Raw genomic sequence first — 12,389 nt, 5'->3', positions numbered from 1 at the left:
ATTATCTCAATATTTATTTCTCAATAATAAATTGTTTTGGTTCATAATCAGACGCAGTAATTGGCGAATGGTTCTCAAAATACTGTTTTACTACATCGGCATCGCGATAACCCGTATCAACGTAAGTCGGTGATGTATTAGTTATTGGATAGCCATCTCCACCAGCGGCTAAAAAGTCAAGTGTAGCAACGCGATAGTTTTTTTGTAAATCGATCGGTTGATCATTAATTTTTACATCTTCAATATTGTTCCCATTTCTTGTTAGGTTTATATTTTTCAAATGTGCATACCCACCCGAACCTTGCTTTTTACTTAATGCAACTTTTAGATAATCAATTAATTCATTGCCAGTTAATTCGAAATAAACTACACTATTACCAAAAGGTTCTACTTTTAAAATATCACGATAAGTAATATCACCTTCAATTAATGAGTCACGAATCATCCCCCCAGACATAATGCCAACGTTTGCATTAGTTTTTTCAACAAAAGCACTGAGTAAAAGTTGTCCCATATTGCTTTGTTGGTATCTAACAACATCTCGATTACCTTCTAATCGTCCTTTTAACTCGCCACTTTTCACTAATAACTGCTGTTTACCTAATTCTTGATAAGGTCTTAAATTTTCAAGTAAGGATTTATCTTGAGGAATTTCTTGCGTGTAATATTCAAGGCGTTTGGTACTGTTACCATTATCAACCTCTTTTTTAAGGTTAATAGGAATTAATTGGTAATTTTTTAACGTTATTTTGCCATTTAAAAAGACAAAATCTGCACGTCCAACATATTTCCCCCATTCGTGGGCCTGCACAATCCATGTGCCATTTTGTTGATCTGGCGCACAAGGTGTACCTGGTACATATTCGGTAATACGTTTATTAGGACTAGCCATACACACAGGGTTTTGTGAGTGTCCTCCCACTATCATATCTAAATCGCCGGTCTGTAAATTTCTGGCTAATTCAACATCACCCGGTGCCATTGTGCCATGTTCACCATTTTCATAATGCCCCATATGAGTGACAGCAATAATCATATCAGGGTGTTCATTATCTTTTAACTGTTTAATTATTTTTTGTGCTTCGGGTAAGGTTTGTCGAAATTCGACGCCTTCCGTATTTTTGGGTGAAGCAAGAAAAATGGTATCGTCAGTGGTTAAACCAAACACAGCAACTTTAATACCATTCAAATCAAACATTTGATAGGCATCAAATACACGTTTATCTGTGCCTTTAAAGTAAGTGTTTGCCGATAAAAAAGGAAATTTTGCCCATTTTTGTTGCTCACGAATAATAGTCAAAGGATGATCAAACTCATGATTACCCACAGCCATAGCATCGTAACCAACCGCATTCATGCCAATAAAATCAGGTTTGGCTTGCTGTACATCAGATTCAGGGACACCAGTATTAATATCACCACCTGATAGCAGCAGTAATTTCCCTCCTTTTGCCGTAACTTCTTTTCGAATTTCATCTACTACGGTTTTTTGAGCAGCAAGCCCATACTCACCAATATCATTTTGCCAAAAACGGCCGTGGTGGTCATTGGTATGCAAAATAGTAAATTGATAAGACTTGTCTTTTTCTAAAGTTGGAACTGATGAGCTTTTTGTGGAAACAGCGGCCATGCAAGAGGCTGAAAATAGCCCCATACAAACAAGTAATGATAATTTTTTATTAAACTGATAATAGTACATGGTATCTCCTAAATCCTTATATAACAGCTATTATCCTGTAATCACCTTGTAAATAAGTTGTGGCTCAGTTGCGTTATCACTAATGGTAATATTGTCATATAATTTTTGCTTGATAGTATCAAGCTTATCAGTATTGGCGTGTATCGTTAATAAAGCTTCACCTTCAGTAACTTTGTCGCCTACTTTTTTATGTAACACGATTCCAACAGCGGGATCAATAATATCTTCTTTGGTTGCACGACCAGCACCTAATTGCATTGCAGCGATCCCGATTTGATCTGCGATAATTTTTGATACATAACCTGACTTAAGGGCTGGTAGGGCAATTTGGTAAGGTGCACTAGCCAATTTTTCAGGATGATCAACGACCGAACTATCACCGCCTTGTGCTTCAATTAGGGTTTTAAACTTCTCGATAGCTTTACCATTTTTAATGACTTCTTGAAGTTTTATTCTGGCTTCTTCTAATGTTTTTGCTTTATCGGCAAGTACAACCATTTGACTACCTAATGTTAAAACCAGTTCGGTTAAATCGGCTGGACCATGACCTTTTAACGTATCAATTGCTTCTTTTACTTCAAGAGCATTACCAATTGCAAAACCAAGAGGTTGAGACATATCCGAAATAATTGCCATGGTTCTACGGCCAATTTGATTACCAATATTTACCATTTCATGGGCTAATTTTTCTGAATCGGCCATATCTTTCATTAGCGCACCATCACCTGTTTTAACATCAAGAACGATGGCATCAGCACCCGCTGCCAATTTTTTACTCATAATTGAACTTGCAATAAGAGGAATAGAGTTAACAGTACCTGTTACATCACGTAACGAATAAAGTTTCTTGTCTGCTGGGGTTAAATTGCCTGATTGACCAATAACTGCAAGGCCTTTATTATTAACTTGATTAATAAAATCTTGTTTACTTAATTCAATTTTAAAATCAGGAATCGATTCAAATTTATCTGTGGTGCCGCCCGTGTGACCAAGCCCTCGTCCGGACATTTTTGCTACAGGAACATCTAAAGCTGCTACTAAAGGAGCTAGAACTAATGTTGTAGTGTCACCTACACCGCCAGTTGAATGTTTATCAACTTTAATGCCTTTGATTGAAGACAGATCAACAGTATCGCCAGAATACATCATCGCCGAGGTTAAATCTGCGCACTCTTTGGAAGTCATACCTTGATAATAAATTGCCATTAATAAAGCACTAACTTGATAATCGGGGATAGTTCCATTGGTATAATTAGTGATAACAAATTGGATTTCATCAGTGGTTAATACATTGCCGTCACGTTTTTTTTCTATAATATCTACAAATCTCATTACTATTCTCTCTTACTATCAATAAATAAAATTAGTGTATTGCTTTGTTTATACAAAATAAATTTTAAGTCATGATTATTATTTTTTATTGTTAAAAAATAATGTTAATCAAGATCACTTGGTGAAAAAGACCAAGGTAATAATTCTCCAACTGTTGTTTCTTGAATTTTTCCCTGCATGTTGGTCAAAATAACAGGCATATCTTTAGCGCAAAACTCACTAATAACTTGACGGCAAGCTCCACATGGTGAAATAGGCCCATCAGTATCTCCAATTACCACCAATTTTTTAAATTTTGTTTTACCTTCAGAAACCGCTTTAAAAATTGCCGTTCTTTCGGCACAATTTGCTAGTCCATAAGATGCGTTTTCAATATTACAACCTAAAATTGCTTCATCATCTTCAGTAATTAGCACGGCACCAACCTGAAATTTAGAATAAGGTACATAAGCTTTAGAACGGGCTGTTTTAGCAAGTTCAATCAGTTTTTCAATTTTCATATTAATAATCCTTTTGGCCGTAATAAATCTAACTAAATTTTAGGTTGAGTGTTAACAGGAGACTGCAAATCTATCTTATAAACACCAAAACCAGATGTATCTGTATCGATAAAATGAATAGGGTATAGTGAATGTTTCTCGATATAGGTTTTAGCTTCATCAGTTGGTGATGATTCAAAGCGAATATCTAATTTTGTGTTACTAGTAATTGGAGAAATTTGCCAATTATTGTCGATGGTAACATTCGTTATACTATATTTTTGGGTAGTATTGGTAATATAGGCTGAAAGAATTACTCTTAGATCGTCAGGAGAATTAAATTTGACATTTTTTTCACCAGTACCTGGAAATATACCACTATAAGCACGATAATTATTGGTGGCAATTAAGAATTCTTGGTTAGGAGCAATTGTTTTTTGTTGATAAGCCAGATTCCTAATTCTTTCAGATGTAGGGTTAATTAACTGGCAATTTGCATCATAACGGGGTGGCTTTGTTACATCTATTTGATAATTCACTCCATCAATAATATCAAAATTATAGGTTCTGAATTTATCCCAATTAATTAAATATTGTGGTTGTGATGAATTAGTATTAATTTGATTATATACACCAGCTGAACACTCTAACCACTCTTTGACATCTTTACCTGTAATTTTCACAGCAGACAAAATATTAGGATAAAGGTAAATATCTGCAGCATTTCTAAACGACAAATTACCTGCTTTAACATCAACAAAAGCGCTAGGATCGTTTTTCCTGCCGCCAGCTTTAAATGGTGCAATGGCCGATAAAACGGGCAAACCATCAAGATCAGGATCCCCTTTAATAAACTGCTTAACGTAATCGATTTGTGCATCATTAATAATTTGTAAGGCAGATGTATCTTCAACCAATGCTAGATAGCTCGTAATATCGGTTGAAACTTTACCTATTGGTTTACTAACAAATTCACGTGTTCCTTGGTGATCTTTGTTTAGAATGTCGACGATTTTTTGATCGGCTTTAACAAGTGCCTTTTTAGTTTTTACATCATAGATTGGTCTAGCTTCTGATTTACCTGAAATCACTTGCCATTTTGATTTATCACCATCAAGAACTAAGTCCACCACTCCCAAATGGCTACCCCAATGTCCGGGCATAACAGCAGGCACATGATTAATGTTACCAGTTTTGATATCAGTATTTGGTAATGATTTGAAATCTTCACTAGGAAATATGCCGTGAGAATGACCAAACATAATTGCATTAATACCCTCTACTTGACTCAAGTAGTAAACCGAATTTTCAGCTAATGCTTTATAAGGTTCAGCTGAAACACCAGAATGTGGAATAGCAATAATAACATTAGCGCCTTGTTTTTTCATTTCAGGCACTAATAGTTTGGCCGTTTCTGTAATATCTTTGACGACAACTTTGCCATCAAGATTAAGTTTGTCCCATTGCATAATCTGTGGAGGGACAAAACCAATATAGCCGATTTTAATCGTGTGCTTATTGCCGTTTCTATCAATAACAGGAGTATCTAAGATAATATATTGTGTAAAAAATGGCTTTTGAGTTTTGGCATCATAAACATTAGCGTTGATGTAAGGAAATTTAGCCCCAGAAAGACTTTTTTGTAGAAATTCCAATCCAAAATTAAATTCGTGGTTACCAATATTACCCACACTATAATTAAGTGTATTGAGCGCTTTATAAACAGGATGAATATCGCCATCATTAAAACCCTTCTTTACGGCATAATCAGCCATTGGGCTACCTTGAATTAGGTCACCATTATCAACAAGAACACTATTTTTTACCTCACTTCTTGCTTGATGAATTAAATTAGCAGTTTTTACTAATCCAAAAGAATCAACAGACTGATCTTTGAAATAATCATAATTCATCATGTTTCCATGCAAGTCAGTTGTTTCAATAATCCTTAAATCAACAGTTGCGGCATTAACAACGCCAGATATAAATAGGGTTAAAAAGGGTAAAATTAACTTATTTTTTTTCATGCAAATCTCCTATTATTCTGACAAGTAAATTAGTTAACGGGTATGGCTAGTAACAGCTTCTGATATTCTAAAAATCGTTCAATGATTGCTGGATGATATTTTTTGTCATTAATAAATTTTTTAAGCAATTGTCTATCATCAGATGAAAAACATAAAAGAACTTGCTCAGTTAAACGACTTTTAACCATATCTTCAACAAATGCGGCTTGAATGCCACATAGCGTTATATCAAGCAATTCTAATCGTGAAAATGCAAATATGGATTGGGCGATACTATATTCTTTTTCAATATCAGTACCAAAAATCCCTGCATCATCGGTATTTAAGGTAATGCGAACACCTTGGTCATAAAGTTGCCTTATTGGATGTTGATAAATATCGCCATGCAATTCATTCACTAAAATCCGATTACTCGTTAAAGCAATTTCTAGAGTAATTTTTTTTTCGACCAGCTCACAAATAAGCGCTTTGTTTTCAATGGCACGAATACCATGACCGATTCTGATTGCACCGTGTTTAAGAGCTTGAATAATGCTCTCATCTGAATCAATTTCGCCAGCATGATACGATTTTTTTAAGTTCAGCTGAGTAGCCAACTTATGTGCATCTTTAAAATCATCAAAATGCCCAGCCATTTCGTTACCAGCAATATTAAATCCCGTAATAAAAGGGTGATGATTTTGCTGAATAAAACACAACGTATCATAAACAACTTTAGCGCCTAGGTGTCTAACACCAATAACATGATATCTAACTGTAATATCATAGTCGTTTTGTACTTTTATAATCGCTTTGTCCATGTAGAAAAGAGTTTTATTAAACCTTTCTTTATCCCAAATTAATTTTCCATTAACTTCGGTTGTGCAAATATGATAGGGGGACAAAAATAGCTCGCAATAAATTAACCCTTGTTTAGCATTTCTATTAAGAAAATCGTAAGTAATAGAATAATAATCTTCAGGATCTTTTAGAAAGCTAGAAACGGTATCATATGTATTAATAAATTCTTCAAATTTGGATTCGTCATACAAATATCTACCATTTTTATATTCTTTGGCATTGTATTGACCTGATTTGTAACATAGTGTACTAGGAAAAGGAATATTATTTTTTTGCGCTAACTGATGAGCCATGACAGGGGTAATGCTGCCTTCAACATGTTCGTGCAATATAACTTTAGGTATCATTTGATCGTTCATTAGGTATTTAATCTATTTTTAAATGAGCTAAATTGGCTTTAGTAACATTGGTTTTACTAACAATGACATTAAACGCTTATTAAAAAATTTTTAATAACATGTATATCATTGTTAATTGGGTTATTTTAACTTGATAAGATACTTATCTGCTATATCTTTTGCATCACTTATTTATATTTTTGTGCGGTAAATCAAATTTTTACGATAATTAATTGTTAGTAAAAAGGCAACAAAATGTATTGTTGCCTACATATTGATTAAGTGGGAAAAAGCTCCACCACACAAAGAATAATTAATTAATGATTTAAATAGTTTTTGGATTAGGCTTTTCGTTTTTAAAGATCAACATAAATACAATTGCTAGAACCAAAGCATAACCTGCAAAAATAAGCCAAACTGTTTGCCATTCTGTAACGTTTCCAACTGTATAATAATCGACTACATAACCACTGCCTACCGAACCTAAATAAGCACCGAACCCATTAGTCATGGTCATAAATAATCCTTGAGCACTATTACGAATGGTTGGCGATACCGATTTTTCAACATACATTGAGCCAGATATGTTGTAAAAGTCGAAAGCACAACCATAAACAATCATTGAAAGGAGAAGTAATACAGAACCGAAAAGAGATGGATCGCCATAAGCAAATAAACCAAAACGAGCAACCCAAGCAAGCATACTAATTAGCATAACGTATTTAATACCTAAACGTTTCATAAAAAAAGGTACAAATAAGATAAATGCGACTTCTGACATTTGAGAAATAGACAACAGTATAGAAGGGTATTTAACCACTAAACTATCAGCATATTCAGGGAATCTTTCAAAATCATGTAAAAATGGATTACCAAAAGTATTGGTTATTTGTAAAATACCGCCTAATAAAACCGCAAATAGAAAAAATATAACCATTCGTGGTTGTTTGAATAAAACAATAGCATCTAACCCTAATGCGCTAATGATGTTTTTTTCTTCAGTTTTATTTTTTGTTGTTGGAATCAATGGTAGCAAGAATGAATAAAGGCTGAGTAATAAAGCAGATGCAGCTGCAATATAAAGTTGCATGCTACTCAGTTCTAATTTTAAAAGACTCACAAGCCACATAGCAACAATAAATCCAATGGTGCCAAAAATTCTGATACAAGGGAACTCGGTAATAACATCAAGTCCACGTGATTCTAAGCAAGAATAAGCGATTGAATTTGAAATGGCGATGGTTGGCATGAAAGCTAGGCAATGAATCAATATCACAATCATCATCATGAAAGGAGATGTTACTGAAGCCGCAATAAATAGCGTTAAAGCACCGATTAAATGACAAAGCATATACAAACGGTTAGCAGGTATCCATCTATCCGCTACAATCCCAAGTAAGCCAGGCATAAATAAAGAAGCGATACCCATTGTTCCGTATATTGATCCTACTTCAAGACCAGTAAATTGTAATTTACGTATCATATAAGAACCGAGAGTTATTAACCAACTTCCCCAGATAAAATATTGTAAGAAAAATATAACCCTAAGTTTAAAATGAATATTCATTTATAATTCCTTAATAAACGAGATTTACTATAATCTAATATCTAAATATCAATAAAATAATTATTTGATCAAAATAAAAAATGGCAGATTAACCTGCCATTTTTTTAGTTTTGATTTAATAAAACAGACTCCAGTGCAACAGTGATCATTTCTTTGAACCCTAATTGTCTTTGTTCTGCTGACATTGCTTCGCCTTTTCGGATATGATCCGAAACTGTACAAATAGCCAGTGCTTTTGCACCATATTCAGCCGCAACGCCATAAATGCCAGCAGCTTCCATTTCGACGCCTAAAATATTGTATTTTTCCATAACATCAAACATATCAGGTTCAACACTATAAAAAAGGTCAGCAGAAAAAAGGTTACCAACTTTAACATTCACACCCAATTTTTTAGCTGCATTAACGGCATTACAAGTTAAATCAAAATCGGCGATAGCGGCAAAATCATGATCTTTAAAACGTAAACGGTTGACTTTTGAATCGGTACAAGCACCTAACCCAACAATAACATCCCCCAAGTTGACATTAGGGCTAATTGCACCACATGAACCAATACGAATGATGTTTTCAACACCATAAAATTTAATTAGTTCGGTTGTATAGATTGAACAAGATGGAATACCCATTCCATGCCCCATAACTGAAACCTTTTTATCTTTGTAATAACCAGTAAAACCCAACATGGATCTTACATTAGTAACTTCTGTTGCATTCTCTAAAAAGGTTTCTGCAATGAATTTTGCTCGTAGCGGATCGCCGGGCATTAAAACGGTTTTTGCAAAGGCATTATCAACAGCATTAATATGCGGGGTAGACATTAACTTCTCCTGATATTTGTTTTGAAATCGATATTACTTAAACTTAAATTATTTATTTTTTTATAAAAGATTTACCGTAATCCATTGGCGATAAATCAAAATAATCGGCAACACTCTGTCCTATATCGGCAAATGTTTCACGATGACCTAAAGAGCCAACAGGCACACTATCTCCGTAGACAATGACAGGAATATGTTCGCGAGTATGATCGGTACCTGACCAAGTTGGATCACAACCATGATCGGCGCTAATAATAAGCAGATCGCCAGGTTGGATAAGCGCTAACATCTCAGGAAGACGACTATCAAAATATTCTAAAGCAGCGGCATAACCTGAGACATCGCGACGATGCCCATAAGAAGAGTCAAAATCGACAAAATTAGTAAATACAATCGTATTATCTTTAGCCTGCTTAATTTCTTCTAGTGACGCATTAAATAAAGCTTCAAGACCGGTTGCTTTTACTTTTTTGGTAATTCCAACTTGTGCATAAATATCGGCAATTTTACCAATTGACACTACGGTACCTTGTTTTTCATCAACTAGTTTTTTAATCATCGTTGGTGCTGGTGGTTCAACAGCAAGATCGTGGCGGTTACCCGTACGCACAAATTCGCCCGCTTTTTTGCCAACAAAAGGTCTAGCAATAACGCGGCCAATGTTGTAATTACCTTTATTTAGCTCATCACGTGCAATTTCGCAGACTTCATAAAGTTTATCTAAACCAAATGCCTCCTCATGACATGCAATTTGGAATACAGAATCAGCAGAAGTATAAAAAATTGGCTTGCCAGATGCTATATGTTCTTCACCAAGTTCATCAAGAATGACTGTACCAGATGAGTGACAATTACCGAGGTAACCAGGAAGTTTTGCACGAGAGACAATTTTATCTAAAAGATCTTGAGGGAAGCTATTAGTGGTATTAGTAAAATAACCCCAGTCAAAAAGAACTGGCACGCCAGCTAATTCCCAATGTCCTGATGGAGTATCTTTACCTGAGGAAATCTCGCTTGCATAGCCATATGAACCAATAATTTCACCTTCAGTTTGCATACCTTTAGGATAATGACCAGTTGATTCATACGCCGCTTCGATTAAGCCTAATTTGCCTAAATTAGGTAAATTTAATGGACCACTACGACCATGCTCAGCTTTACCTAAAGCACAAGCTTCAGCAATATGTCCTAAAGTATCAGCACCCTCATCGCCATATTTATTTGCATCTTCAGCGCCACCGATACCAAACGAATCTAGGATCATAATAAAAACTCTTTTCATAATTTCCTCTAACTAATAAGCAAAACTTAATTTGTGTACAATCTTTTTTATTAGAATTCTGGTTATAATTTATAAAAACATCGCTTAGTTAGCTATAATACACGATAACAAAAAACAAAAAAGATTTAAGCGTTGCTTTAGCTGAATATTTGTATAAATAATGTGATTAATTTGATCTTAGTCATATTTTTGTATATCAAAAAATTTATAAAACATTTTTTTAAGTGTAGAAATTAGTCATGCTGTTTACACTATTTTGAGAAAAAAACGTAATGAATATACATAAAAAACAAAACATTCTGACTTGGAACATTCTTATTTATAATTCTGTTTATCTGCATTTATATTTTATATAACAGAGCCCAAATTTATTTAACACAATTTAATTAAGGAGTGACTGATGTCATTTGTCAATGCCTATGTCTCAGACGAAGATGCCAAAAAATATGATTTAGATAATTTATGGAATAAGTACCGCCGCTTTGGTACCAAAATGCCTGAACTATTTACCGACTTATATCCGATACAATTTGCTTGGGAAATTGTGTCAATGAACCCGAGTAATTTACCTAGTATGTCGAAGGCGGATTTATTAACCATTTTGAAAGAGGCATTAGCTGTCTATAAATGTAGTGGAATTAGAGATTTATAAGCTAATAATAAATTATTTTTTAAGTTTAATTTGTAATAATCTTTATTTAATCTGACAGGTAATTATTACTCATCGGGAGCATTTTTCAGATAAAAACCGATGAGTAACTTATGTTGATAAGTTTGTTCTATCTCAAATCAATCAATACCTAGCACCATTCGCCCATTCTTAGTTGCCACATTAATCACATTGTCTAAATCGGTATAACGGCATCCTGTTACTAACAATTTAAGTTCTTCCCACATATTACCCGTTGAAAATGGTAACATATAATCACTAACATTATCTGTGCCAATAGCAACAGGAATACCAGCAGCCGCCAGTTCATCAACAGGGGTTAATGAGTTACGAGTAGGGCCTTGTTCTTCACGACGAGGGCTATCGATCCAAGCAAAAGGACAAGCAATAACCATCATTTTGGCCTCTTTCATTTTTTTGTAGAGTTTTTGGCGATATGCTAAACTATGCGCGGTGATAGAAATGCTATGGATAGCAACAACTCGCCCGTGCATACCATGCTCAAGAGTTTTATCGGTAAGTTGTTCTGTTTCGATTTCATCTTGTGAGTTAAATTGGTCAACATGTACATGTACCATTTTGCCTAATGATTTACCTGTTTGCATTAACACATCAAGATGTTTAAGTCCCATACCTTCACCATGATCACGCTCATCTCGACGTGGTAAACCGCCAATAATATCAACTAAATCAGCCCCTTTATCAAACCAATAACGTGCTTCTTTATCAATAACACCTTTAAGTGTTTGATTAACTAATTTTATGGTGATGTCATTTTTATAAGTTTCTCGTGCTCTTAAGGCACCTTTAATTGCTCGTTCTTCAGCAATAGGATCAATATCAACAAACGATCCCATGGCACTTACACCTTGCTCAATCATACGCTCAACCGCCATACTAAAATGGCGATAGTAATCATCTTCGCTCATTGATGCTTTGACTTTATCTAATGTATCCCATTTTTCAATTAAAGTCTGTTTTTGATAGACATCAAAACTATCAACCGAAATAGTAAAAGCACGATCAGCATGCATATGTGCATTAACCCATCCGCCTTTTTGCTTAATATTATTCATTAAATAGGCTTTTAAACTTTGGTCTCTTGTGGTTAATAACATGTTTTTATGTTCAATCATAATATGCCTCTACAATTCAATCTAAATGAAGTTGATAAAATCGGACGCAATAGGCAAAAAAAATCCCCCAAAAAGGAGGATAAAATGGAATCAATAATATTAATGATTAAGATTACTGAGTTACAATTGATCATTGCGCCTACACCGTATCGATAAAAAATTGCAGAAATTCTAACCAAAATATTTTTAATAGCAAGT

General features: G+C 34.4%; 10 protein-coding genes. 1 reads left to right on the top strand and 9 read right to left on the bottom strand.

From position 1 onward, the window contains the following. Nucleotides 1-13: 13 nt before the first annotated feature. The 8 genes from ushA to ACGH6Q_RS01200 form a co-directional block, all read right to left on the bottom strand. Nucleotides 14-1,630, bottom strand: coding sequence for a bifunctional UDP-sugar hydrolase/5'-nucleotidase UshA (gene ushA / locus ACGH6Q_RS01235; RefSeq protein WP_411591617.1), 1,617 nt, complete (start codon nucleotides 1,628-1,630; stop codon nucleotides 14-16). A gap of 99 nt (nucleotides 1,631-1,729) precedes the next feature. Continuing rightward, complete coding sequence (locus ACGH6Q_RS01230) at nucleotides 1,730-3,031, bottom strand: pyrimidine-nucleoside phosphorylase (RefSeq protein WP_411591522.1); 1,302 nt, start codon at nucleotides 3,029-3,031, stop codon at nucleotides 1,730-1,732. A 104-nt stretch (nucleotides 3,032-3,135) separates the two neighbouring features. Next, nucleotides 3,136-3,540, bottom strand: coding sequence for a cytidine deaminase (locus tag ACGH6Q_RS01225; RefSeq protein WP_370738295.1), 405 nt, complete (start codon nucleotides 3,538-3,540; stop codon nucleotides 3,136-3,138). Between the two features lie 23 nt (nucleotides 3,541-3,563). Further along, the gene (locus tag ACGH6Q_RS01220; RefSeq protein ID WP_411591521.1) at nucleotides 3,564-5,537 is read right to left on the bottom strand and encodes a bifunctional 2',3'-cyclic-nucleotide 2'-phosphodiesterase/3'-nucleotidase; all 1,974 of its coding nucleotides are present in this window, start codon (nucleotides 5,535-5,537) and stop codon (nucleotides 3,564-3,566) included. Nucleotides 5,538-5,566: 29 nt separating this feature from the next. After that, nucleotides 5,567-6,736, bottom strand: a complete 1,170-nt coding sequence (add, locus tag ACGH6Q_RS01215) for an adenosine deaminase (RefSeq protein WP_085163971.1) — start codon at nucleotides 6,734-6,736, stop codon at nucleotides 5,567-5,569. Nucleotides 6,737-7,040: 304 nt separating this feature from the next. After that, the gene (locus tag ACGH6Q_RS01210; protein ID WP_296302465.1) at nucleotides 7,041-8,282 is read right to left on the bottom strand and encodes a nucleoside permease; all 1,242 of its coding nucleotides are present in this window, start codon (nucleotides 8,280-8,282) and stop codon (nucleotides 7,041-7,043) included. A 104-nt stretch (nucleotides 8,283-8,386) separates the two neighbouring features. Beyond that, nucleotides 8,387-9,103 carry a purine-nucleoside phosphorylase gene (gene deoD, locus ACGH6Q_RS01205; protein WP_065589674.1) on the bottom strand — a complete coding sequence of 239 codons (717 nt, stop codon included), beginning with the start codon at nucleotides 9,101-9,103 and terminating at the stop codon, nucleotides 8,387-8,389. A 52-nt stretch (nucleotides 9,104-9,155) separates the two neighbouring features. Further along, nucleotides 9,156-10,385, bottom strand: coding sequence for a phosphopentomutase (locus ACGH6Q_RS01200; RefSeq protein WP_065589673.1), 1,230 nt, complete (start codon nucleotides 10,383-10,385; stop codon nucleotides 9,156-9,158). Between the two features lie 400 nt (nucleotides 10,386-10,785). Here ACGH6Q_RS01200 and ACGH6Q_RS01195 point away from each other — a divergent pair, with 400 nt between their 5' ends. After that, nucleotides 10,786-11,037 (top strand): hypothetical protein, encoded by a 252-nt coding sequence (locus ACGH6Q_RS01195; RefSeq protein ID WP_411591519.1) that lies wholly within the window; start codon nucleotides 10,786-10,788, stop codon nucleotides 11,035-11,037. Nucleotides 11,038-11,174: 137 nt separating this feature from the next. Here the strand turns inward: ACGH6Q_RS01195 and ACGH6Q_RS01190 are convergent, their stop codons facing one another. Then, on the bottom strand, nucleotides 11,175-12,191 hold the full coding sequence (locus ACGH6Q_RS01190; protein ID WP_202961539.1) for an amidohydrolase family protein: 1,017 nt from the start codon (nucleotides 12,189-12,191) through the stop codon (nucleotides 11,175-11,177). Nucleotides 12,192-12,389: the final 198 nt, after the last annotated feature.

This window comes from Gilliamella sp. BG2 (genome assembly GCF_046635645.1).
GTDB classification, from domain to species: Bacteria; Pseudomonadota; Gammaproteobacteria; order Enterobacterales; family Orbaceae; genus Gilliamella; species Gilliamella bombi.
The sequence above is the reverse complement of the archived record's forward strand: the minus strand, read 5'-3'. Positions and strand labels throughout refer to the sequence as shown.

Excerpts from the sequence above, each read along its gene's own strand:
- ushA (WP_411591617.1), bottom strand. The coding sequence starts at position 1,630 with ATGGCCGCTGTTTCCACAAAAAGCTCATCAGTTCCAACTTTAGAAAAA.
- ACGH6Q_RS01230 (WP_411591522.1), bottom strand. The coding sequence starts at position 3,031 with ATGAGATTTGTAGATATTATAGAAAAAAAACGTGACGGCAATGTATTA.
- ACGH6Q_RS01220 (WP_411591521.1), bottom strand. The coding sequence starts at position 5,537 with ATGAAAAAAAATAAGTTAATTTTACCCTTTTTAACCCTATTTATATCT.
- add (WP_085163971.1), bottom strand. The coding sequence starts at position 6,736 with ATGAACGATCAAATGATACCTAAAGTTATATTGCACGAACATGTTGAA.
- ACGH6Q_RS01210 (WP_296302465.1), bottom strand. The coding sequence starts at position 8,282 with ATGAATATTCATTTTAAACTTAGGGTTATATTTTTCTTACAATATTTT.
- deoD (WP_065589674.1), bottom strand. The coding sequence starts at position 9,103 with ATGTCTACCCCGCATATTAATGCTGTTGATAATGCCTTTGCAAAAACC.
- ACGH6Q_RS01200 (WP_065589673.1), bottom strand. The coding sequence starts at position 10,385 with ATGAAAAGAGTTTTTATTATGATCCTAGATTCGTTTGGTATCGGTGGC.
- ACGH6Q_RS01195 (WP_411591519.1), top strand. The coding sequence starts at position 10,786 with ATGTCATTTGTCAATGCCTATGTCTCAGACGAAGATGCCAAAAAATAT.
- ACGH6Q_RS01190 (WP_202961539.1), bottom strand. The coding sequence starts at position 12,191 with ATGATTGAACATAAAAACATGTTATTAACCACAAGAGACCAAAGTTTA.